The organism is Cysteiniphilum sp. QT6929 (assembly GCF_030035755.1).
In the GTDB taxonomy this organism is placed as follows: domain Bacteria; phylum Pseudomonadota; class Gammaproteobacteria; order Francisellales; family Francisellaceae; genus Caedibacter; species Caedibacter litoralis.
The window spans coordinates 1,532,413-1,556,522 of record NZ_CP103983.1 but is presented as its reverse complement, the minus strand read 5'-3'; the positions used below and the strand labels follow the sequence as shown (position 1 = coordinate 1,556,522).

At 39.4% G+C, this 24,110-nt stretch carries 22 protein-coding genes and 1 pseudogene; 6 read left to right on the top strand and 17 right to left on the bottom strand.

Annotation, left to right across the window (positions count from 1 at the left end; genetic code table 11):
• Positions 1 to 15 precede the first annotated feature (15 nt).
• Entirely contained in the window at positions 16 to 2,652 is a 2,637-nt protein-coding gene (locus NYP54_RS06755; protein ID WP_283155868.1) for a DUF2339 domain-containing protein, read from the bottom strand.
• A gap of 102 nt (positions 2,653 to 2,754) precedes the next feature.
• Here NYP54_RS06755 and NYP54_RS06750 point away from each other — a divergent pair, with 102 nt between their 5' ends.
• Complete coding sequence (locus NYP54_RS06750) at positions 2,755 to 3,648, top strand: hypothetical protein (protein WP_283155867.1); 894 nt, start codon at positions 2,755 to 2,757, stop codon at positions 3,646 to 3,648.
• On the opposite strand, the gene NYP54_RS06745 is transcribed toward NYP54_RS06750, so the two are convergent.
• Positions 3,641 to 3,892, bottom strand: coding sequence for a LysM domain-containing protein (locus tag NYP54_RS06745; protein ID WP_283155866.1), 252 nt, complete (start codon positions 3,890 to 3,892; stop codon positions 3,641 to 3,643). The two genes, NYP54_RS06750 and NYP54_RS06745, sit on opposite strands and share 8 nt — an antisense overlap.
• A gap of 3 nt (positions 3,893 to 3,895) precedes the next feature.
• Positions 3,896 to 4,717 carry an outer membrane beta-barrel protein gene (locus tag NYP54_RS06740; RefSeq protein WP_283155865.1) on the bottom strand — a complete coding sequence of 274 codons (822 nt, stop codon included), beginning with the start codon at positions 4,715 to 4,717 and terminating at the stop codon, positions 3,896 to 3,898.
• A 179-nt stretch (positions 4,718 to 4,896) separates the two neighbouring features.
• Between NYP54_RS06740 and NYP54_RS06735 the strand changes: the two genes are divergently transcribed.
• Complete coding sequence (locus NYP54_RS06735) at positions 4,897 to 5,409, top strand: hypothetical protein (protein ID WP_283155864.1); 513 nt, start codon at positions 4,897 to 4,899, stop codon at positions 5,407 to 5,409.
• Positions 5,410 to 5,843: 434 nt separating this feature from the next.
• Positions 5,844 to 6,449, top strand: a complete 606-nt coding sequence (locus NYP54_RS06730; RefSeq protein ID WP_283155863.1) for a short chain dehydrogenase — start codon at positions 5,844 to 5,846, stop codon at positions 6,447 to 6,449.
• 134 nt (positions 6,450 to 6,583) lie between these two features.
• Here NYP54_RS06730 and NYP54_RS06725 read toward each other — a convergent pair whose 3' ends face one another.
• The 6 genes from NYP54_RS06725 to csrA form a co-directional block, all read right to left on the bottom strand.
• On the bottom strand, positions 6,584 to 7,591 hold the full coding sequence (locus NYP54_RS06725) for a Fic family protein (protein WP_283155862.1): 1,008 nt from the start codon (positions 7,589 to 7,591) through the stop codon (positions 6,584 to 6,586).
• Between the two features lie 118 nt (positions 7,592 to 7,709).
• Positions 7,710 to 9,740: an ABC transporter permease gene (locus tag NYP54_RS06720; protein ID WP_283155861.1), complete on the bottom strand. Its 2,031-nt coding sequence runs from the start codon at positions 9,738 to 9,740 to the stop codon at positions 7,710 to 7,712.
• Between the two features lie 4 nt (positions 9,741 to 9,744).
• Positions 9,745 to 10,638: an HlyD family efflux transporter periplasmic adaptor subunit gene (locus NYP54_RS06715; protein ID WP_283155860.1), complete on the bottom strand. Its 894-nt coding sequence runs from the start codon at positions 10,636 to 10,638 to the stop codon at positions 9,745 to 9,747.
• Positions 10,619 to 11,902, bottom strand: coding sequence for a TolC family protein (locus tag NYP54_RS06710; protein ID WP_283155859.1), 1,284 nt, complete (start codon positions 11,900 to 11,902; stop codon positions 10,619 to 10,621). The genes NYP54_RS06715 and NYP54_RS06710 overlap by 20 nt, the downstream gene beginning before the upstream one ends.
• A gap of 41 nt (positions 11,903 to 11,943) precedes the next feature.
• Positions 11,944 to 12,375, bottom strand: coding sequence for a LysM peptidoglycan-binding domain-containing protein (locus NYP54_RS06705; RefSeq protein ID WP_157968167.1), 432 nt, complete (start codon positions 12,373 to 12,375; stop codon positions 11,944 to 11,946).
• Between the two features lie 222 nt (positions 12,376 to 12,597).
• Complete coding sequence (gene csrA, locus NYP54_RS06700; RefSeq protein WP_117001530.1) at positions 12,598 to 12,783, bottom strand: carbon storage regulator CsrA; 186 nt, start codon at positions 12,781 to 12,783, stop codon at positions 12,598 to 12,600.
• A gap of 294 nt (positions 12,784 to 13,077) precedes the next feature.
• On the opposite strand from csrA, the gene NYP54_RS06695 reads away from it, so the two are divergent.
• Positions 13,078 to 15,165, top strand: coding sequence for a bifunctional (p)ppGpp synthetase/guanosine-3',5'-bis(diphosphate) 3'-pyrophosphohydrolase (locus NYP54_RS06695; RefSeq protein WP_283155858.1), 2,088 nt, complete (start codon positions 13,078 to 13,080; stop codon positions 15,163 to 15,165).
• Here NYP54_RS06695 and NYP54_RS06690 read toward each other — a convergent pair.
• The 5 genes and pseudogenes from NYP54_RS06690 to NYP54_RS06670 form a co-directional block, all read right to left on the bottom strand.
• Complete coding sequence (locus NYP54_RS06690) at positions 15,162 to 16,358, bottom strand: NAD(P)-binding protein (protein WP_283155857.1); 1,197 nt, start codon at positions 16,356 to 16,358, stop codon at positions 15,162 to 15,164. The genes NYP54_RS06695 and NYP54_RS06690 overlap by 4 nt on opposite strands.
• Before the next feature lie 13 nt (positions 16,359 to 16,371).
• A complete protein-coding gene (locus tag NYP54_RS06685) occupies positions 16,372 to 17,352 on the bottom strand; it encodes a tRNA pseudouridine(13) synthase TruD (protein ID WP_283155856.1) in 981 nt (326 codons plus the stop codon).
• A complete protein-coding gene (locus NYP54_RS06680) occupies positions 17,349 to 17,717 on the bottom strand; it encodes a DUF1043 family protein (protein WP_283155855.1) in 369 nt (122 codons plus the stop codon). Before NYP54_RS06680 ends, NYP54_RS06685 begins: the two co-directional genes overlap by 4 nt.
• Positions 17,718 to 17,725: 8 nt before the next feature.
• Positions 17,726 to 18,208, bottom strand: a complete 483-nt coding sequence (gene ispF / locus NYP54_RS06675) for a 2-C-methyl-D-erythritol 2,4-cyclodiphosphate synthase (protein WP_283155854.1) — start codon at positions 18,206 to 18,208, stop codon at positions 17,726 to 17,728.
• Between the two features lie 35 nt (positions 18,209 to 18,243).
• Positions 18,244 to 18,585 (bottom strand): annotated as a pseudogene (locus NYP54_RS06670) (rhodanese-like domain-containing protein); the annotation flags it as partial.
• A gap of 160 nt (positions 18,586 to 18,745) precedes the next feature.
• Between NYP54_RS06670 and NYP54_RS06665 the strand changes: the two are divergent.
• Positions 18,746 to 19,537 (top strand): alpha/beta hydrolase, encoded by a 792-nt coding sequence (locus NYP54_RS06665; RefSeq protein WP_283155852.1) that lies wholly within the window; start codon positions 18,746 to 18,748, stop codon positions 19,535 to 19,537.
• On the opposite strand, the gene NYP54_RS06660 is transcribed toward NYP54_RS06665, so the two are convergent.
• Together NYP54_RS06660 and NYP54_RS06655 are read right to left on the bottom strand one after the other, a co-directional pair.
• Positions 19,534 to 19,782, bottom strand: a complete 249-nt coding sequence (locus NYP54_RS06660; RefSeq protein ID WP_117001522.1) for a hypothetical protein — start codon at positions 19,780 to 19,782, stop codon at positions 19,534 to 19,536. The two genes, NYP54_RS06665 and NYP54_RS06660, sit on opposite strands and share 4 nt — an antisense overlap.
• 26 nt (positions 19,783 to 19,808) lie before the next feature.
• Positions 19,809 to 20,546, bottom strand: coding sequence for a TIGR00730 family Rossman fold protein (locus tag NYP54_RS06655; protein WP_224728213.1), 738 nt, complete (start codon positions 20,544 to 20,546; stop codon positions 19,809 to 19,811).
• A gap of 141 nt (positions 20,547 to 20,687) precedes the next feature.
• Here NYP54_RS06655 and NYP54_RS06650 point away from each other — a divergent pair, with 141 nt between their 5' ends.
• Complete coding sequence (locus tag NYP54_RS06650; RefSeq protein ID WP_117001521.1) at positions 20,688 to 21,473, top strand: enoyl-ACP reductase; 786 nt, start codon at positions 20,688 to 20,690, stop codon at positions 21,471 to 21,473.
• Here the strand turns inward: NYP54_RS06650 and NYP54_RS06645 are convergent, their stop codons facing one another.
• Complete coding sequence (locus NYP54_RS06645; protein WP_283155851.1) at positions 21,474 to 24,026, bottom strand: HD domain-containing protein; 2,553 nt, start codon at positions 24,024 to 24,026, stop codon at positions 21,474 to 21,476.
• Positions 24,027 to 24,110 lie beyond the last annotated feature (84 nt).

Sequence of the window (24,110 nt, the reverse complement as noted above, 5' to 3'; positions counted from 1 at the left end):
TACTCTTTGATTCTGTTAGTCAGAGGGTGATTTAAAAATAAAACGTGCGTATAAATAGCTAATGGTAATGAGAATAAAGCCAAGACATAAAAACGAAAGAACGCGATAAAGTCCATCAAGTGCCGATGCGTCATATAGAAAAATTTTAGCTGTTGATAGCATGACAAGAACAAATGAGATATAGCGCAATATTTTCCATTGCCATTTAATTGCAAGCGCTAATAATACAATACCTAGCAATAGCCAGATAATTGAGTAACTGTAGATTTCACTATACGTGGTTGCACCAAGCAATAGCTCATTAGGGTGAAAGAAGAAGCGAATATTGAGGTTTAGCCAAATGAAAACAATAATGGCTGCGGCATAATCTAAAACAAAAATATATTTACTCGATAGATAATAGCGTCTTTGAATATATATCCATAGTACGGGGCTAAGATAGGCAAAAGTCAGGAGGTTAAAAACGGTTACACCATCAACATAAGTACCAAATAATGGGTTGTTGATTACGACAATAAAATAGCAGAAACTAAAGAGATTTAATGTATGCGCTGCCTGAGTCACAAAGACCAGACGATATCTTTGACCAAGCCATAGTCCAATGTAGCCAAGCATCCAAAATAAGTTGATGATTAATGTGTGCTTTAATAATGGTAAGACGTGTGTGTTGAAGTTGAAGCACTTTTGGATGAATAGATACGAAAATAATGCAGCAAGCAAGTAACTATAGAGTGAAAATACTTTAACAAGATCTAATGCCTTGGATTTAAAGTGGTAAATACTGGCAAAGGCAAACAATAAAGCGGGTACGGCTACTTCTAAAATTGCCCATGATGAAAAGAGTTGAGAATGCAGCAATGGTGTTTTTAAGATGTGAAGATTTATCAATAAATAGCGCATAAAGCTTAAGGTATATAGTGCAACAAAAATAAGACTAATCCATTTAAAAATGGGTAATCTGCTATGATAGAAAATCCACGAAATAACAGCTGCTTCTGCCGCAAATATAAACGCTAGGTGATGGTAGTTACATAGGATAGCTATTGCAATGCTAATTGAGAATGTCAGTCCTAAGATAACAAAGGCAAGACTGAGGCTCTCAGTAAGACTCAATTGCAATATGCGCCAAATAATCATGGCATAATAAGCGGCAAAAAGCACAGCAATCAAGCTCCATATGACTTGATTTAACATTGGAATCTCGGAGAAATCTGGCAAGGTAAAGTAACCTACAAGAAAAAGTACGCTAAGTGACAGCGTCATTAAGAAACTAACTATATGTCGATTTTTAAGATAATAAAAAAGCCAGAAATAAAATGCTGCACTGATTATTGTTATTCCTATAAGACAGGTTAATAAAATACCGTGCTGTGAGAGTTGATAGGTATGCAAAAGAGCAATATAACTAAAGGCGCTAATTAGCAGTAAAGGCGCATAGAAGTAATAATGCTCTTTTAGTCTAAAAGCGATAAAAGCATAGATAAAGACTACAAAAAAGGTAGCCCAAATGATGAGTTCAGTTGGCATGAGCAATAAAAGCAGCACAATGATTATTGTATTAGCGACAAACCCTAGATGATTGACGAGTGCACTTGCTGTTGTGAGACGCTTATAAGCATATAAGCTATGCTTGCCATTGAGGATTTCGTGTGCATGTTTAAGTTGTGGATAACTTGCAATAAAGATCGTTATAGCGTTGAGTGTAGCAAAGATGCTTAACCAGAATGCTTGATCTTCGGCAAACCAGAAGATAATCCAAGCAAAGTACCACGTCGTATTGAGTGCTGTAACGACAAGTGCTACACGCCACCAGTTTTGAGCGCGGCATAAACACATAAAGCTCAGCAGTATAAGGTATAAATACAAGCAAAGAAGCACAGATGAAATACCTGTTTCAGCAGCAAGTACTGGCATAATAATCGCACCAATAAAGCCTATAATGGCAATGGGTTGCCCAAATCGTAAAGCGCTAAGCAGAGCAATAACCGTGATGGCAATTACCGCAATGGCGGCAACAAAAAGAGGCATGAGTTGATAAATGGATACAGAAACATAAATGCTGCCGTATAAAGTGGCAATACCAATTCCTGATAGCGCTTGTGCAATTCTTTGACCATTTGCCATGCTGGGCTGGCGCAATCGTATCCAGTTGGCGATGAATAATACAGAAATGCCAAAAATAGAGGCTAGGGATAAGCGCATAAACGGGGTAAGTAGGCTGTATTGTAATGAATATTTAATCAAAAAAGCCATAGCAACAATAATGGCAATGGCTCCAATCCAGATAGGAATTTGCATCATGATGAATTTTTCACTGGTGAACCATCGCTTGATAAAAGATATTTGCGGTGAGGGGTTATGCTTTTGATCCATTTCATTGGTTGGCATATTTTGAATGACTAATGAATCTTTTTGAAGTGCTGAGGATGTATTAGCCATTATGCCTTTTGCTGTTTCTATTTCTATCTCAATAGCTTCGGGGATGTGATCTTTATTTGTTACTTCGGGTTTAAAAGAGGTAAGGCTTAGCTTTTTATCTATTTCAGTAAGTTGCTTTTTAAGGTAAATAATCGCTACCGTATTCACCCAAACCATAATAAGACTAACAAATATAAAGCAAGCAAGTAGACCAAACAAAAATAACTCATTCATCATCATTACCCCAGTTAAGATTGATCGCACACATGTTGAGTATAGTCAAAGAAATAATGATGGTTTGCAATTATCAACTATACTCAACCTAAGAATGATTAGATGGAACCTAAACAAACAATGGATATAAGAAATAAACTCCCCTTTTATAGTGGGCTATGTTTGCTACTAGGCTTGGTTGAATCTGCTATTGCAGCAAATGTTGTCGATAATCATGACCAAGATGATTTGCATCCTACGATGGCATTGCATAATTCAGATAATCGACTGGATAATCACTGGTATTTTGGTCCAACGCTAGAGGCGCGCTATACCCATAGTCGTTTGAATCTTTTTAATGTTGTTGGCACAGCTGCAACATCTGAATGGATGGGTGGCGCTATTTTTGGTGTGATTAGCACTTATAATCATTGGCAAGCGCATTGGTATATTCATGGCGCGGCAGGAACAGGGCGCGTTAATCTGCGCGCAAATGATTATAATATTGATCAACACACCAATCTTGAGCATTACTTTGCAACCTCAACTTTAAGTTTTGGTTATGAGTTTATTCAGGGGCGATTTCACATAACCCCAGGTGTTTATACTACGGCAAATTACTCAAAATATCGTACGACTGAGCCGATGATGTTGGCATTGGTCAATACCAGTGGCACCAATCAGGATGATCTATATCTACACGCTGGGGTATTGCAGTCAAGTACATTTCATTTTAATCGTCATTTTTCAATCTCAAGCCGTACTGAGCTTGGTTATATCTATTACAACAATACGCAAGTGGATTTTTATCAAGCCAATGGTTTAGCCACATTGTCACAAAACACCACAAATCATGGTGGATTATATTCATTATTAGGCATTGGCTTTAATTTTGATAGCAGTTATGGGCGCTTTATTATCGCGCCATGGGCAAGCTATATTTATGTTCCTGCGAAAAACCATAGCATTAATAGCAATATCAGTGCCTTTGGCTTAAAGCTTTTATATCTTATGTAGTGCATTGCGCTTGATTGGGAATATACAAGCTCTGACCAATATAAATCTTATTGCTGTTTTGGATCCTGTTATACTTTGCCAAGCAACTTGTTGTGATCTTGTGATGCTTGGCAATTAATGACAGTGTATCGCCTTGTTTAATAACATAGTCAGAAGCTTCGCCAAGTAATTTTATTTGTGAAGCATAGCAAAATGGGTTAAGTAGAAATAGCGCCAGAATAAGCACTATTGTTTTATTGATCATTGATTAGCAAGAGTGTACTGCTGGAATAACAAGCTTTTGACCTACACGGATCTTAGATGGGTTAGTGATGTTATTTTCTTTAGCAATGCAGTTAGCGCCTTTAGTTTTTGATAAGCCATGTGCTACAGCGATATCATATAATGTATCACCTTTTTTCACAGTATATGTTGCATTACCAATAGCTGTTGGTGCTTCAGCTGCAGCTGGCTGATTATGCATTACAGGTTGCTCTTGACCGATTGCATTATTCTCTTCATTTGAGAAATAATTGCTTGGACCCATTGGGATTGTATAAGTCAAACCAACAGAAGCTGTTGCTTGACCCATGCTATGACCACCTTGTGGTAACCAGTTGTATTGGTATTGTGCAAATACGTTCATTGTGCGAGACAATTGGTAACCAGCACCCACTGCAACAACAGGTCTGAAGATTTTGCTATAGTTATCATTGGCGCCAACACGGTTCCATGCATAACCTGCTTTACCAAAGACATTAAACTGTTTGTTGCTGCCAAAGTAGTATTTACCAACTAAGAATAATGGCACATTCCAAACATTGATTTTGTTACCTGCTGTTTTTGATACTTGGTTTGCATATTGCAAATCCATTTCAGCACCAACACTAACGCTGCGATTTAAAGCGTAGTCATAACCAACTAAACCGCCGATTGCGGCACCACCTTTGTGGTTTGCAAAACCATTTTGTGCAAATGAGTAACCGACGTTGCCACCAACGACTAAACCACTTTGAGCGCCAGCATTTGCTGCAGAGATGCTTAATAATGCAATCGCTGATAAGCCAATTATTTTGTTCATTTTTGTCATGAGATAAACCCCCTGTAGATTTGTTTTGTACCAAAGACCTGTTTTGGTTCGCGCAAATTAACGTAAAAATTTGGAAAAATCAAATACGATACGCTTATTTATATTAACATTTCGCTTATTATGATAATCCTTAGCTATAATTGCCAAGGAGTTGATGGAAAGATAAAAAGGAAATTGTTATGCCTCTCATTCAAATATATTTTGGTCGCAAATATCATCCCGTTAGTTATGGTATTCGTTGGGTAACACGTTCACACTTCTCACATGTCGAATTGCAAGTTGACGATGATTGCTATAGCAGTAATGGCTCATTGGGCGTTTATAAGCGCAGTTATGATGACTTGCGCAAATCTCAAGATATGCTAGAAACCTGGCATACAGAAATCAGTGATACACAAAAAAGCGATCTGATGAGTTTTTTAAATAGCCAACTTGGCAAGAAATATGATTACTCATCGGCATTGGGGCTTGGCTTGTGGCGTCGTGACTGGATCGATGAGCATGATAAGTGGTTCTGCTCCGAGCTTATTGATGCCGCATTTAAAGCAGCAAAATCACCGCTAACCAACAGTGACTTTGCTTCACATCGTTTAACGCCAAATGATTTAAGAACCTCATTGGCAATTAAGCGTGAAAAGCTTGAGAAAAATATTCACAACAAGAGTTGGTGGCAGAAATTAAAATTTTTTTAAAGCAATATCCGTATGTTACGTATTCTCATAGGGAGGAGTTACTTGCGTCATAAAAAATTATGAAGGAGTAAAAGAAATAACTACCAATAAATAAATTACCAATTACAATGATAATACTTGATTATTAAATGCGATGGGTTTCGCCCAAAAAAGCTAATTGCTCCCTGAGCGTAAGTCGAAGGGAGTGCTAATAAATTTGACATGTAAGTACCTAAACAATAGTTTCTTGGTAATAATGGATATTTGGGTCAAGCCAGAATATGACAACTCGCTGTCATTCTTGGACTTGATCCGAGAATCTAAAAAAACACCTGATAATATTTGCATAGGTACTTATTATACTGGCTTCGACTTATGCTCAGCCAGCGACTGAGTGTCGATAGATGATAAAGTTGTTATAACCTCTAATTGTGTAATTTAAGAAGGATGTAGTTATGAAAAAAGTGATTGTTGTTGGTGCGACGGGTACGATTGGGCAAGGTGTTTGTGATGCATTGCAAAACCATGGCTATGAGGTTGTGAAAGTATCACGTTCAGGTGATATTGAAGTGGATATTGCCGATCTTAACTCGATCAAAGCCATGTATGACAAGATTGGCTCATTTGATGCTTTGGTATCGACCACGGGTAAAGTAACTTTTAAGTCATTAACTGAAATGACGGAAACTGATTTTATGCTTGGGCTTCACAATAAACTGATGGGACAGGTCAATCTCGTGCAAGAGGGATTAAAATATATTAACGATAATGGCTCATTTACATTAACCACAGGTATTTTAAATTGCGAACCTATCGCCCTTGGTGCCTCGGCAGCAATGGTCAATGCCGCACTTGAAGGTTATATCAAAGCCGCAAGCTTAGAGCTGCGCCAACAAGTGCGTATCAATGCAGTAAGCCCAACGGTTATCACCGAAGCTCTTGCATCTTATGCATCATTTTTCCCTGGTTTTAAATCGGTATCAGCCCATGAGGCAGCACAAGCATATCTAAGATCCGTTGCCGGTATTGAAACTGGCAAGGTTTTTAAAGTCGGGTTTTAATAAAAGCTTCTTTGACATCGAACACCGCAAAATGATTTACGAGCGGTATACCCCGCCAATTGGGCACACAGTTCAACATTTTTTGAGACTCTTTTTGTGTTTCTAACTGCGGTCCAAAATGTGGGGGTGTTTAGTCATAGGCAAACTTCCCAGTGACCGGTTTTCTTAGCGCCAACCCGTTTTAGTAAGTTGTGCTCTTTCAATTTTTTAATTCTGCGTTCAATGGTACTAAGTGCCTTGCCAGTTTGCTCAGCCAGCAGCACATTGGTGATAGTCGGTTCTGTTCTTATTAATTCAAGGATGGTTTGATCAAGTACCGATAGTTTTAAACCTGCATTTAAACCCTTGTTTAATCCTTCACTTAAACCCTCATCTTTAATGGGTAGTGATGTGCTTTCCTCAATGGCATCCAGTATCATTTGCAACATAAATTCGATAAAAGGTGAGCAATCGGTTTTGGCGGTACTACTGCGGATGGCAAGGTAATACGCTTGCTGATGCTGATGCACCAGGCTTTCGACGGGAATATTGATAAAGACAGGCTGCCACTGTGATAGAATCAGCGTTTGCCACAAGCGTCCCATGCGACCATTACCATCAGAGAACGGATGAATAAACTCAAATTCGTAATGAAAAATGCAGCTGGCAATTAAAGGATGCAAGTCAGTAGTGCTTAGCCAGTCCAGTAGCTCATGCATCAACTTGGGTACACGATCGGCCTGTGGCGCCATATGTACCACTTGATCACCCGACATAACACCAACACCCTGACTGCGGTATCTGCCTGCTTCCTCGATCAACCCTTTCATTAACAGTCTGTGTGCAGTCAATAAATCGTTATTATTAGCAGGCTGCCAAGTGTTGATAAGTTCATACGTAGCAATGGCATTTTGAGCTTCCAGTACCTCTTTGGGCGGGGCAATCACACGTTTACCGTCAAGAATGGCAGTGATTTGCTCTTGTGACAGTGTATTGCCCTCAATGGCCAATGACCCCTGTACCGTGCGCATACGATTCACCTTGCGCAGACACAACAACTTCTCCTGCTCAAACTCAGCGCTTAAGCGACCGACAGCCTGACTGATTTCAACCACCAGATTGAGGATTTCGGTAGTGATCGTAAAGGGTGGTTTGTAGCTCATTGTTGCATCCTTACTTTCTATTGGATTATCTTGCTAATGTAGTATATGGCGGCATTATAACAACTTAATAAGCACCTGCATTTAGATTTCCATTACTTCAATGTAAAAGTGTCGGGTTTTAATGGTTTAAACACTTCACGACATCTAAAGCTGCGGCTTTACGTGCAGGTAGCAAGCCGCTTAATATCCCTAAGCTGACGACGGAGATAAACGCCAGTAATACCGCAAAGGGTGAGATGAACCAGATAAACTGGATCTCTTGTACGAATTTTGAGGCGATATATAAGATTAACTCATAGCTGCCAACGCCAAGAATAAAGCCGATAATGCCAGCACTTAAACACAGTAAAATGGCTTCAATCAAATAGCTCCAAAAAATCGTGCGATCTCCTGCACCAATAGCTTTTAATAAGCCGATTTCATATAGATTTTCAGAAATTGATGCCAACATCATATTGGTAATGCCGATGCCTGCCACAACAAGTGACACGATCGAGATCACGGCGAGCATTAGCGTGAAGATATTTAAGAAAGTTTGGATATTGTGCAATAGATCAATATCCGGTGACACCATAAAGGTGCCGCTATTGCCATATTTGCTGGTGAAGTAATTTTTAAGCGCGTCACTGACTGGAATGACAGCATTTACATCATCAACACTAAAATAAAACTGTGCTAAAAAGCTCCAATTAACCTTTTGTAAGTAGGTGAAAGGCAAGAGAACCTGAGTGTTGATATTATTCCAAGCATCACTGCTTGAGCTAGATTTTTTCTTCAGTACACCGATGACAAAACAGGTATAACTACCACCATAATCACCGATTTTAATGACATTGCCAATTGCGCTTTGTGTTGGGAAAAGCTCGCGATTAATATCATTACCAATAATGCAGACGTTATCGGCATTTTGAATATCGAGTGCCGAGAAATTTCGTCCTTGCGCTAAGTGTGTATTCACGATAGGTAAGAAATATTCATTAACGCCTTGAATTGAGATTTGATTTTGATGCACTTTGTTACTATTAAAAATCACACTATTGGCATAGCTGCTAATCGAAGGCGATAGCATGGTAATCTGTGGGAAAATCCGCTTTATCGGTATGAGATCATCTTTAACCGAAAGTTGCTCAAATGCGGAATTGCTATGATCTGATGCTGATTGCATCCAGTTTTTATAGGCATAGAATAATACCGTTTTTGCGCCCAACTTATCATAAGACGCTAGAATTTTATCCTTAGCATATTGTCCAAGCGTCATCATCACAATAATGGAAGCAACACCGATAATTACGCCCAAAGCAGTCAATAGTGTTTGACCTTTTTTGATCATCAAGGTGCGCAAGGCTAAAGCAAAAATTCGTGTTAAGGCATGTGTGTAGCTGCTGCTTGAGCTTGGCTTTTGTCTATTGGCTTGATTTGTTGCTAAGTCGTTCTTTTCGGAGGAATTTGCTTGGTTGTCCTTTTTAATATCTGCAAGCACTTTACCATCTTTAATCTCGATGGTGCGCGGCGCAAATTCTGCAATTTCCTTATCGTGTGTTACTAAAATAATCGTTTTGCCGCGTTGATTGAGCTTGGTTAATAGCGCCATAATGTTCTGGGTATTGTGACTATCCAAATTACCTGTTGGTTCATCGGCAAGGATAATGTCGGCATCACGCATCAAAGCTCTGGCAATTGCGACACGTTGTTGCTCACCGCCTGATAGTTCTTTAGGATAATGATCTAAACGATGGGCAATGCCGACTTCTTTAGCAATGTCATGCGCTTTTTGTTTTAATGCTTTGCGATCATGTTGAATGTTGATCGGGTAATTCATCGGTAATAGGATGTTATCGAGCACACTGAGCTTGGGTAATAGATGAAATTGCTGAAACACAAAGCCAATATGTTTAGCACGTATCTGTGCTAGCTTACGACTATCAGCATGTGCAAGTGACTCGCTATTGATTTTGATGTTGCCTGATTCAAGTGTCAGCATTGCACCTAATAAATGCAGTAGCGTTGACTTACCTGATCCTGACGCCCCGACAATGGCAACAAACTCACCTTGTGTGATGTTGAGATTAATATCATGTAGCACAGGCGTTGATTTCATTGCGCCATGGTAGCTAAAACTAAGACTGTTTACCTCGTACGCCAAACTCATATGGCTATACTCCGCTGAAGTAATTGATTGGCTCAACTTGATCACCGACCGTTAAGCCTTTGGTGATTTCAACATCTTGGGTGGTTTGTATGCCTAAGCTGACTTCTTGCATTTTACCATTGCTCAATTTGACATAGTTATGCCCATCTTGAATGCGAATATATTGTTTAGGAAGAGCGATGACATCTTGTTTTTCATCAATGTAAATATCACAAACAACATTCATTCCTGGTAAAAGATCAGCATTCTTTGTTGTAATAAGCACCCTTATCGGGTAAGTGGTCTGTTGTGTCGAATTAAATGATGTCCCCGAATTATTTGGTGAGGGCGCCAGAGCAACGCTAGTGATAACACCATCAAAGCTGGTATTGTTGTTAGCTGAGGCCTTGATCATGACTTTTAAGCCTTTTTTCATTTGCAATATGTTTGATTCGGCGATATCTGCGGTGACATAAAGTTTTGATAAATCATCGACTTTGAGAATAAAGTCACTATTCTGAGTGCTACCTGAACCTTGGGTAACATACTCACCTTCAGATTTTTTGATATAAACCACTGTGCCTGCATAAGGTGCTCTAATCGGGTAGACTTTCTCTGGTGATTGTAGAGAGCTTACGATACTTACAAGAGGATCGCCTTGCACGACGTGCTGCCCTAGGTTAACATAGATTTTTTGGATATAACCAGCATAAGGGGCTGCGACTACGGTTTCTTTATTGGCACTAATCACTCCTGAGGCGGAGATTTTGTTTATCAGCGTTTTTTTGCTTACTGTATAGGGTGTATCTGCTGTCGCTAATGGCTGACTGGTTTTAACAGCGAAGTAATAATAAAGCCCATAGCCAAGCGCAATTAGGATAATAATGGTGATCAGCCATTTAATGATTCTTGAAAACATAACGCTCAATGTCTCCTTTGTAGAAATGATATTGATAGGTGTCTTTTAATAAGCTTGCGTAGAGGTTTAGCATCGTTTGTTCGGCTGTTTGTAAGCTACTTAATGCATTGATTAAATCAAGATAAGACTGACTTCCTGCTTGAAAATTACGCTTCACCGATGTGTAACTTTCTTTGGCGTATTTTTGCAGTTCAATCGCTGTTGGTAGCGTGTCATATTGGTTTTTGAAATCATTAAGCAAATCGGCGAGCGTTTTTTGCACATCGAGTATGTTGCCTTGATTGTCATATTGATTTTTAAGCTTTGTTTCTTCGGCAATGACAATATTGCGATCCAACGTGCCGCCATCAAATAGATTGAAACTCAATGTTAAGGTCGCATTCCAGCCAAATTCTTTGCGTGCGCCAATGCCGCCAAAAAAGCCATTTTGCGCATAAGGATTTTGATAACCGCCATTGATGGAGAAGGAGGCGTTTGGCCAATAATTACGTTTTGCCTGGTTGATACTCCAATCATCTTTTTGCTGTTGTAATTGCCATAATTTATATTGATAGAGATATTGTTCAGAGAAGTGTGTTAATGCTTTAGGGATATCTTTGAGATCTTGTAATGCCAATACATTAAAGCTGAAATCCTGAGGGCTAAAAGCACTAACTCCCATGCTTTTAAGTAGTTCCTGCTTGGCAACTTTGAGGCTTTGTTTTTGTTGCTTCAACGCAATCTCGGTACTTAATAATTGCGTTTTTAAGTTTAGCTCATCCGAGCGTGATTTAAGCCCTTGCTTATATAGGGTGTTGGCACTTAAATACTGCGTTTGATATTGCTGATAAAGTGTTTCTTGCAATTTAAGGTTGTGTACATTGAGTGAGTATTGGACGAAGTTATTAGCTACCTTTTGGATTAGCTGATCCTTAGCATAGCGATAGTTAAGTTGATCAATCGCGGTTTGGATCTTGACTTGGTAATAGTTGGTGATCTTAATACCGTTTTGACTAAAATCTTCCGATAACTGCAAGCCAAAGGTGTTGCCAGTATTAAATCCTGTGCTATTGACTGCGTTGTATGTCGTATCACTTGCTGTTGATGTGCTAACTAAATCAAGCTTTGGCAAGAAGGCAGCAAAGGCATTGTCTTTTTGCAAGGTGCCAATGTTAAGTTGTGACTGTTGCGATTTTAAACTTGGGGCATGCTCAATCGCGTATTGCACAGCTTGCTGTAAACTGAAACTTTTGCAAAACCCAAAAGAAGCCGTCGTGCTTAACATGCATAGGCTAAGATATTTTAGATATTGGTTCATGGGAGTTTTTAGCAGTCAGCAGGCTTTGGAATGATGAGGGTTTGTCCTGCTGCTAAGCGGTTAGGATCTGTTATTTTATTGGCTTTAGAAAGACAGGCCATACTGATATTATTCTTGCGTGCAATACTATATAAGCTATCGCCAATCTCGACTTTATAAGTGACGGGCTTATCATTATCTACAACGTTAGCAACTGCTGAAATTTCTTGAGCTTTTGTTTCAGGTGCGCCGACTGCTTCAATGACTTTGGCTGTGTCATCCGCGGTGGATACCTTGTTAGCTGGTGCTGTATCGTTTGCGGCTACAGCGGCTTTATCTTTAATAACAGGTCCTGCCGGTGTTGATGCGATAACAACGGGTTCTTTGTTTTGACTCGCAAATTGCGCGCAACCGGCTAACAGTAATACACTTGCAGCAACAATATAAAGTTTCTTTTGCATAACTCGCTCCTTCTTTTGATGGTACTTCATCAGTGTAGCTATAAAGCATAAGTGCTGCAAAAGATTTACGGCTGAATTGTGGAGTACAGATGTATATTGTTTGTGAACCATTATAAGGGCGGGGATAATAGAATGAGTCAGACTGCTATCTTAAGCAAATGATATAAATCAACTTTTGATAATAGCTTGTTGCTCAATATGCGTTGTGCTTATGGTGGTATGTTATTCCATATCACCTAATGAGTGCTCACCTTTAATGCGCACAAAAATCTCTTCACGATGTACTGACACCTCTTTAGGTGCGTTTATGCCTAGACGAACTTGATTTCCTTTGACGCCTAAAACAGTGACTGTTACTTCGTCCCCAATCATGACAGTCTCGCCAATTTTTCTTGTTAAAATTAACATGTTAAAGTTACTCCTTATTATATAGCTTTATCTTCCAAAGCTGATTAAACCTATACCAACCCTTTGCAAAGCAAATGCACAACCCCAAGCTTAAAATGCTTTTAGTCCTTGCAAAAAGTATAGACTTAAAATATTTATATGCATCTAAAAACTGGGTAATTCTAAACAAATAAATAAGTTTTACCAGAATTTTATGCATTTAAATTGAAATTGACCAGTTTTGCCACAGCAGCAGTAGGGCTTTAGGTAATTTATCGTTATACTGAAAAAATTATTAAGAAGCACTTATGCTAGATGTTTTTATTTTATAAGTTAAATAAAATTATTCACAGTTACCTAAATGATGAGCAGCGTGCGCTAGTAGCAGATGCTTTTTTATTTGGTGCTGATGCGCATGAGCTGCAGGTTAGAAGCTCTGGCGAGCCTTATTTTACCCATCCGGTAGCAGTTGCTTGCGTATTGGCAGGCATGCGCCTTGATTGTGAAACGGTGATTGCCGCCCTGTTGCATGACACGATTGAAGATACTGACGTTTCATCAGAGATTATTGCCAAACGCTATGGTGAGAAAACAGCACAATTGGTTGAAGGTGTTACCAAGTTAAGTAAGATAGAAACTCATTCAAAGGCAGAACTGCAAGCCGAGAATTTCCGTAAAATGGTTTTGGCAATGGTGCAGGATATTCGTGTTATTTTGATCAAACTTGCTGATCGGTTGCATAATATGACTACCCTTGCGCCACTTCGCCCGGATAAGCGTCGACGAATTGCATTAGAGACTTTGGAGATTTATGCCCCGATTGCGCATAGATTGGGAATGCATCACATTAAAAATTCATTTGAAGAGCTAGCCTTTGAGGCAATGTATCCTTATCGCTATAAGACGCTTAAAACAAAAGTATTACACGCGCAAAAGCATCGTGATCGCTTGTTTCGTAAGATTATGGAGAGATTACAGCATCATTTAGCTGAGCTGTTAGAAAGTGAGCAGCTTGTTTCTGGACGCAAGAAACGTTTGTATAGTATTTATCGCAAAATGCGTGATAAAGAGATGTCATTCTCTGAAATTATGGACATCTATGCTTACAAAGTGATCGCACCAACACGACGTGAGTGTTATATGATCCTAGGCGCAATTCATGAAATTTTTCGACCGATTCCTGGGCGCTTTAAAGACTATATTGCCACACCAAAAGCTAATGGTTATCAGTCATTGCATACCACCGTTTTTGGTCCTTATGGTGTGCCGATCGAAGTGCAGATAAAAACCAAAATGATGGATGATACCGCAGAGAAAGGGGTTGCCGCACATTGGATTTATAAGGCGAAATCATTAAGCCATGATAATGCCCAAAAGTGGCTAGAGAAACTGTCTGATTTGCAGCAAAACGTCACTAAATCAACGGACTTTGTGGAAAGTGTTAAGCTTGATTTATTCCCTGATGAGGTTTATGTGTTCACGCCAAATGGTGAGATTATTGAACTTCCCAAAAGCGCGACCTGCGTTGACTTTGCTTATCACATTCATACCGATATCGGTAATCACTGCATTGCGGCTAAGGTCAATCGCAGAATCACGCCACTAAGTTATGTATTAACCCATGGTGATACCGTTGAGATCATTACCTCGCCTAATGCCCACCCAAATCCCGCATGGCTTGAGTTTATTAAAACAGCGCGAGCAAAACACGCGATAAAGCATGCTTTAAAACGACATGAGCATGAAGAATTTGTGCATATTGGGCAGCAGATTTTGACACAAGCACTACTTAAAAACCATATGGATTTTTCGACTATTTCAGCGGAATTGTTACAAGAAGCGTTAGTTGAGTTTAATTTCCCAGGTATTGCCGAGTTACATGCAGCCATTGGGCAAGCACATTTCTCAGCAAATACGTTTGTGCGTTTTGTTGAGCAAAAACAGCAGCTTGAAAGTGATGGTTATGACTCACAACGCAAATTGCTGATTGATGATAGTTATCTGCGCCAATTAGCAGGCTGTTGTACGCCAATTCCTGATGATCCAATTATTGGTGTATTGATCTCTGATAAAGGATTAATGATTCATCGCATTAAATGTAATGAGTTATTAAAACTTAAAAAAACACATGAAATTATTGAGACACAATGGGCAAAAGACTGTACGGGCTATTATCCGGTGAAGCTGCGTGTGAGTTTGCAGAATGTACAAGGTGCGATTGCCAAAGTTACTGCCAATATCTCGCGCCATGATGCACAAATTTTAAGTTTCAATATTCTGGAGTCGGATGCGCAATACGGCATTGTGCAGACGATGATTGAAGTCAAAGACCGTGTGCATTTGGCACACGTTATCCGTGGGTTAAAGCACTTAAAAATATGTCTTAAAATAGAGCGTATTTAATCAAGAATTCTCTTTGCCTCTTCAAAAGAGCGTTTGACACAGTCCTCAACGGCTAAGCGCGTAAAGTAATTACCCGTTAATGCTAAACTGTTATCTTTGCTTAGCTCACTATTAATCCCGTCAATAAACTGTTGGTGCTGTGATTGATAACATGGCACGCTATTGTTTTTATGTTTTAGATCAATCAATGCATCTTTAGCAATGTTAAGTTTCGATAAAAACCCATTAACTAATTGTTGGTAAGGGATGTTTGTGTTTTTAAAATGCACTGTCATGCCACGATATTTCTCATGCGTTACTGTGTCGCGCGTCACCATCGAAAAGAAGTCTTGATTTACACCAATTAAGCCATTGATTGGTTTGATATGTTTGATCTTGTCTTTATCAAAAACTAAAGCGATTGTTATGAGTTTAGAAATCTCAGGTTGATGCTGAAGATGAATAAGTGGGTGATTAACTTGTGCAAGCAAGCGATAGCAAACATGCCATGGTGTCGCTAAAACCAGCTTATCGGCTGTGAATACACCATTATTTGTGGTGATATGCCATTGTTGGTTTTGCTGCTCAACGCTGATCGCTTGAGTGTTGAGATTGATCTTTGTATTTGGATTGTCTGTGTCTGTAAACAAACTTGACATGCCATGCTCAAAAGTAAAGCTTCGTGGTAAACGTTTATCTTTGGCGCGTGTTTTAAAAAGAAAGTCAGCCGGAAAGTGTTGGCTATCTTGACAAAGTACGGCATCAAAGCAATAACGTAGTGTTTTCTGGTAATTTTGAGATCCAAAGATAAAGCTGAAATATTCTTCAACAGTGCGATCATTAGCCTGACTAAATTTAAATAGCGGCAAGCCAAGACCTGCGCGAATTGGGTTAAGTTTACTTACAACACTGGCAATTTGATGTTGTGTTGTTAGTAGTTTAAAGGGGTGTTTTTCACGTTTTTGCAACTGGTTTAATAATTCGTTATCACGACAAAAGCTAATCAAATGCTGGTAAGAGTTATAAATGGTATGTGTGCCGAGTTCAAGCCAGAAATCACGTGTTTTAGGGCTGTGATAAGTTTCAATACAGCCGCCGAGTTTGTCATTTTGCTCAAGGATGATACTTTTATATCCTTTAAGCGCTGCAAAGTGTGCAAAGCTTACCCCTGAGATACCACCACCTATAATTGCAATCGAATGGTGTTCAGCCATGATAATATTCCTTTTATGCGGATAATGCTTGAACTAATGAAGTTGCGTATGCGCCTGTACCTAGGCTAAAGCTCAGAGTTAAGGTGTTTTCTGATTCGCTATAATCATACTTAAGATCATCGGGATATGCATAGATGCTGCGAAATTGCATCTCGCAATGCGTTGTTAAATACTCAATAAACTTGCCATGAGTTTGCGTAAACTGTTCATATTGGTTCAATGCCTCATTACTGAAGAATAACTTTTGCTGTTTACCAATCAATGGCGCGGCAATGCTTAACGCTTTGGACTCAATCCGCTGTTGGATTTCGCCTTGATTCTCGGCAGTGACTTGAAAGACGCTATTGCCATCACTAAAGCCGATAATATCACCGATTAACGCTATTTGATCTGTGTGGTTTTGTTGGCGAAACTGAACATAAGCGTTGAATAAAAAGCTGCGCATAACCGATAATACAAAGCCATGATCTTTTGGGTTAAGCTTGATTTTACCGTCAATAACATCATGCGCTTGTTGTAGATTATCATGACCAAAACGCTGCTCACCAAAAAGGTTAATAAAGCCATTTTTCATAATATGTTTAATCTTGGGCTCTATTTCTGCAAAGGGTAGTGTTAAATCACGCAACACAAGGGTAAAGCGATTGGCTTTGTGGCTGCTAATCTTAAGCTTTTTATTGTGGCGACTGATGCGTAGGATGTTGCAATTTTCCACATCAAAATCACTAAAATCGATATCAGCTTTTCCCGGATAATATAGCGAGAACCACTGGCGGGTAATTGCGTGTTTATCTTTCAAACCACTGTAGCCGATATCGCGCTGCTTAAGGCCGGTGTATTGAGATAATGCACGAATAATATCCTTGGTATTTAAACCATTTTTTTCGATAAATAGCCAAATATGCTCACCTTTACCGGTTAAATCAAAATCAAAGATTTCTTCAACTAAGAAGTCTTCGTGATAGGTTTTGAGGGCGCCAATCGGTTGACTCATTGTTTTTCTTCACCTTCAGCAGCATAGTCTTTGGGGTATTGTGGCTCATTGTTTAACTGATGGGTTTTTTCTTTATCGCGATAGGCTTTGGGCTGCAATAAAGACTGTCTTGATGGGTCAAGATTAAGCTTAACACTGTATTCTTGCGAATGCTTTTGCAGCTCAGAAAATTGTTGGTAAATGTTTTCCATAATCTCATGTGTTTTATGCACATGTTCATTGATGGTGTTCTGGTAATGAGTCAGTAGTTTTTTGGTTTCATCTAATTCAGTGCTTAGATTTTTGCTACTTTTACGCACGCTTAAGCCAATCACAAGCCCGATGATAAAAGCGGCGATAACACCTAAAATTAATGAAATAAGCATATTTGCTCCTATTGTTGATAAATAAGGGTAACCGCATGGCAGGCGATACCTTCTTTTCTGCCGGTAAACCCAAGTTTTTCAGTCGTAGTTGCCTTGATGTTAACTTGATTTAACGTAAGCTGCAACAGCGTTGCAATACATTGACGCATTTCAAGAATATAAGGGGCAAGCTTTGGCACCTGAGCAACAACAGTGACATCAATATTGGCAATGTCATAACCTTGTGCTTGGATGCCGTGTTGCGCATGCACTAAAAAATCTTTACTTGCTTGATTTTTATGTTTGGGGTCAGTATCAGGGAAATGCTGACCAATATCACCTAAAGCACCAGCACCAAGGATTGCGTCGGTAATGGCATGTAAAATGACATCACCATCGGAGTGCGCTTGAAGTGAAAAAGGTGCATCAACCTCAATGCCGCCAAGCATTAATGGCTTATCTTCGCTACTAATGCGATGCACATCATAGCCGTGACCAATACGAAACATCACTAATCCTCAACACTTAATGGGAAGCTATTGCCAACCCATGCGCGAAAACCACCATCCACTGATATGACATTGTCATAACCCATTTTTTGTAGGTTGTCAGCACTTAATGCTGAGCGAAAACCACCACCGCAATATAAGTACATCTTTTGATTTTTGTTAGGAATGAGTTGTTCAATTTTAACTTCAATAATGCCGCGGCTTAAATGATTGGCGCTAGGCAAGTGCGAGTGCGCAAATTCAGACTCTTCACGGACATCAATAAGAAGACCATCTAATGTGTTATTGTCAAGCATATGTTTAATGTGGAAAACATCGCACTCTTTGATGCGTGTTTTGGCATCATTAACCAGTTTGAGAAATTCAGTATTATGTTGCATCTTACGTCCTTTGCATGTTTCTAACAGTTGATGATTGTACACGTAGTCTCCATCTGTGAGTTAGTGTTTTTAGCCGTTGATTTTTTTGGATCTTGAACTTTGAATCTTCTCTGCTACAGTCGGAGTCAGTGGTATTGCAGGATAAGCTTAAGGATAAGTGATGGCAGTTTTTCAACAAAATGATGTAGCGATCTATTTTGAGCAGCACGGTAAAGGAGCTGATTTGGTGTTGATCGCGGGACTGTCGGCTGATGTGAGCTTTTGGCAAAAAATTGTACCAATATTATCGCAACACTATCGAGTAACAGTGTTTGATAATCGAGGGGTTGGACGATCCACGCAAACCATCAAGCAATTTAGTATTGAGGATATGGCAGCAGATACTCTGTCATTACTTAAGTATTTGGGTATTACTAAAGCGCATATCGTGGGGCACTCTATGGGTGGTGCTATTTTACAGATGATGTTAAAAATAGCACCAGAGGTTATTGATATGGCAATGCTCGTTTGTTCATTGGCGCGCTTGCCAATCATTGCGCGTATGCATGTTGAGTCAGTTGAGGAAGTGATTGCATTGGGCGCACCTTTATCATTAATTGAAAAGATTGTCTTACCATGGATTTACTCTGAAAGTTTACTAAACAACAAAGGGTGTCTTGATGAGGAGATTCATTATCTTACACACCAAGCAGTGCCGCAGTCTAAGTTAGCGCTACATGCACAGATCAATGCGGTTGAAAGCTTTGATATGACAAAGGATCTCGCCCTTATTACGCATCCTGTTGTAGTCGTTGTCAGTGACGAGGATATTCTGACACCAATGTCATTATCACGTGAGATTTGTGATCTATTACCTAATGCAAAACTTGAAATGATACATGGTGCAGGACATATGTTGCCAAGAGAGAAGGCAGATGAGCTGGCGGAATTGATTTTGAAATATTGTCATTAGCGTCGTGAAAGGCTTGAGTGATGCATAATCCAGTAAATAAATAAGCCCCAAACACCAGTAATAAGAACGGTAACAACCCAAGCAAAGTTAGGCATCATTTGTGGGGTGACATTATGCTTGGTGAAATTATTTAAATCACGAATGACTGCTAACGTGCAAACAAGATGCACGATCACAGTGAATGCACTGATAACGTAATAAATGTTTTGATACAGATTGATCACGGCTTGGTGGAAATAATCCATGGTGATTCCCTCATGCTATTTGAATTTTAAAAAATAAACTCAGGTTTTTTGTCAATATCTTTGCGTTGGTTATGCTGGTGATGTTCGCTGATAATCTCAACAACTTCGTCAATTGAGTCAGTCATGATCAAAAGCTCAGTGTCGCCCTCGCTAATAACACCCTCAGCAACAAGCTTTGTCTTAATCCACTCAACCAATCCACCCCAGAAACTGGTGTTAAATAGAATGATAGGCATATGACGCTTTTTCTTAGTTTGCACTAAAGTGGCAATATCAAAAAGCTCGTCCAATGTGCCAAAGCCGCCAGGCATACCGATATATGCCATTGAGTGTTTAACAAACATCGCTTTACGTGTGAAAAAATAACGATAGTGTAAAGAGATATCTTGATGTTGGTTTGGCACTTGTTCAAAAGGTAAGTGAATATTTAAACCAATACTTAAGCCATCGCCTTTTGATGCGCCAATATTGCCTGCTGCCATAATGCCATGACCGCCACCAGTAATGATGCTAAAGCCTTCATTGGATAATCTGCGCGCAATTTCCTCGGCATCTTTAAAGTGTGGCGAGGTGCTTGGCAGGCGGGCTGAGCCAAAGATACTCACCGCGGGTTGAATATCATCCAGGCGTTCATAACCTTCGACAAGTTCTGACATGACTTTGAAAATATTCCAAGTAGCACGTGATTGGTCAAAGTGGACATTGCCATAAGTCGTTGCATCAGTATGCGAACGTGGGTGAACGGTTTTTCTTGTTTTATTCATTTTTTATTATCGTATTCCATGATGATAGCGCAATATGGTAACACAAACGCATAAGTATGCTATGTTAGGTGCTGCGTAATTTAAGAAATTATTGCATAATAAGCCGCAATTGAGCATATCATTAAAACAAAAGGAAACATGATGGGTTTTTTAACAGGTAAAAAAGTTTTAATCGTCGGTCTTTTAAGTAATAAGTCGATTGCCTACGGTGTTGCTGAAGCTATGCATCGCGAGGGTGCTGAGCTTGCATTTACTTATCAAAATGAGCGTTTTAAAGAGCGTATTGAGAAGCTGACTGCACACTATAATCCTGCTGCACTTATAGAGTGTGATGTTACCAATGATGAGCAGATCGATAATGTGTTTGTTGAGCTTGGTAAAAAGTGGGATGGCTTAGATAGTATTATCCACTCAGTGGCTTATGCTCCGGCTGATCAGCTTGAGGGTGATTTTATTTCAGCGGTTAATCGTGAAGGCTTCAAAGTGGCGCATGATATTAGTGCTTACAGTTTTGCGGCATTAGCAAAGGCAGGACGTAGCATGATGCAAAATCGTAATGGCTCTTTAGTGACGCTAACTTATCTTGGTGCTGAGCGCGCGATGCCAAGTTATAACACAATGGGAATTGCTAAAGCATCGCTTGAGGCAACCGTGCGTTATACGGCATTGTCTTTGGGTGCTGAAGGCATTCGTGCTAATGCTGTGTCAGCGGGCCCAATTCGCACATTGGCGGCATCGGGCATTAAGAGCTTCAGAAAAATGCTTGATTACAATGCGCAAGTAGCGCCGCTTAAGCGTAATGTTGATATTATTGAAGTTGGTAATACCGTCGCATTCTTAGCATCTGATCTTGCTAGCGGCATTACGGGTGAAGTGGTCTACGTCGATGCGGGGTATCATTGTGTGAGCATGGGCGGAATGGAGTAATTACTCATCTAACGATTTTAGATATTTCAAAAACTTATGCGCCAGTAATTGGCGCTTACTTTGTTTGATGATCGGTTGATCATTGTTATCTGTAATATAAAAACTATCTTCGATTGAGAATCCAGAGGTGTGAATTCGCGCGCGCGTAATATTAAGATTGTGCATTTCAAAAAAATAGCAAAGTGCAGCAAGAAGACCCGGTCGATCAGGGTATTTAACAATGACCTTGCTGTAGTTTTTATGTCGAGGGCTCAAAATTTGCACATTCTTCTTTAGGCGCTTTATGGTTGATTTATCAGTTACCAAGGCATTTAACTTAGTGGGGGAATAATCTACTTTGTGATGTGTCAATTGTGTTTCTAAATGCTGCTCTAGCCATAGCAGCTCATGCTCGTTTTGCAGTGACTGATAACTTAAATTAGTAATGCTAAATTGATAAAGCATTTGATTATCTGGAAGTTTGAAAAAGCTTGCTTCGGTGATGTTGATGCTGGCTTTATATAGTAGATAACATAGCGATGATAATCTAATTTCCTTATCGGTCATTAAAAACAGTAATAGCGTTTGATTCAAGCTATGATCAAAATGCGTGTGGATTGAAAGACTGTGGTTGTTGTTGATCACCTGTTGGCAAAGTATATTATTTTGCCAGACCAAGGTAGCTAATGCCTGTTCTGTAAAGTAGCGAGCGGGTAGATTCTGCCATAGTGACATGATTATACTGTGATCAGTGCATTCTAGCTGTGTCAGAATTTTCTTTTGCGTTTCACCAACTTGCTCTTTAAGCGTGAGCTTTACGGATTTGCTCAATAACTCGCTAGTGCGTGTATACAGATGCTCAAACATTGTCTGTTGCCACTGTGTCCACAATGCGGGGTTGGTGCCTTTAATATCAGCAATAGTCAAAAGGAACAAGCTATCCAGATAATATTGGCTTTGGCAAAATTCAGCAAATTGCACGATAACCACACCGTCATAGATATCTTCTTTCTTGATCATACGCGAAAATGCCAAGTGATGTTTCACCAACCATGACAGCAAATGGATCTCATCTTGTTTTAAACGCCATATTTCAGCATATTTTTGCACAAGACGCGCACCGAATTTACTATGATCAACGCCGGAACCTTTGCCAATATCATGAAAAAATGCGGCAATATACAATAGTCGTTGCGCGGGATGTTTAAGCATCACCTGATAAGCTAATGGGAAGTCTTGTTCAAAATGAGCTGTCCGCATGCTGCGTAGGTTGCTGATAACCTCAATTGTATGGCGATCAACAGTGTATTGATGATATAGATCAAACTGCATCTGTCCTTTGCTAATGGCAAACTCAGGGATAATTTTTTCAACAATCCCTAAATCCATCATAATACTTAGCGCACCTTTGATATTGTATGGATAGGTGAAAATTGCTAAAAATTGTTGCTGTAATATTTGGTTGGAAAGTAAGTTTTTCTTAGCTAATGCTGCAAGTAGTTGCAGTGTATTGCGAACGATTTGAGCATCAAGCGCTTTAACTTCTTGGTGTTGGCAAAAGTATCTAAAAGGTATCAAAATATTGTTTATATGTGTAGGGTAATTATTCTGTGTATGCTTTAAAATGCCGCCATGGATACTAAAACCATCACCAAGTGCTATATCATTGCTGATTACTTGAGATGCCATTAATTCATGGAAGATGATGCGGTTAATAAGTTTAACGTGACGAATGCTGTTGTAATAATGCTGCATAAATAGCTCAATGCTTTTATGTGGTTTTTTATGCTTAAAACCAAAAAACTCAGCAATCATAAGTTGTTTGTCAATCAGTAGTGAATTTTGCTCGCGTTGATACAAGATATGCAAATAAAAGCGAATAGCAGAAAGCAAGCGATGCGCCTTACTTAAACTCGTTAGCTCGTCTGTAGTAATATAGTAATGCTCAACAAGATAATGTAAATTGACATTAGGGTGGAGATAAATCAATAGCCAGTGAACACTTTGCAAGTAGCGCAGATTGCCAACAGTATTTTTAAGATCGGGTTGTTGGTTGATTGGGAAGTTGCAATCACGGTCAATTTGCTCAGCATATTTGCTATAAATAAAATCACGATGAACAGGGAGATTTTGTTTGCTTTTAACCAATGATTTAAATTGATCAAAAAGGGTATTATTACCACAGATAAGACGCGCATCCAAAATGGCAGTGAGTAAATTTATATCATTATTAGCATGCTGCAGGGCACTTCTGATGGTATGAGTTGAATAGCCAACTTTAATTGGCAAGCTTTGTAATTCCTGAATAAATGTCACAAGTTCGGGATTTTCTAGAGCCTTATCATTTTCTGCCAAAAACAATAAATCAAGATCTGAATATAATGCGCGATCCTGACGACCATAGCCACCGATAGCAATCAAGGAAATATGCGCTATTTGTTGCGGGAAATATTTTATTAATAGCTTATCGATGCGCTTGCTGTAAATGAGCAATGTCTTATAGATAGAGTGTTTTTTCTTAAGAAAAACCTCAGTAACATCATGCATAATGCTTTGGCAGTATTCTTTCATCATGGCGTAGATAACGGCTAAGATAAGGATAATTCTTAGATTTTATACCCATTGCAAACTGCTAGGCAATGAAACACCGCAAATGAT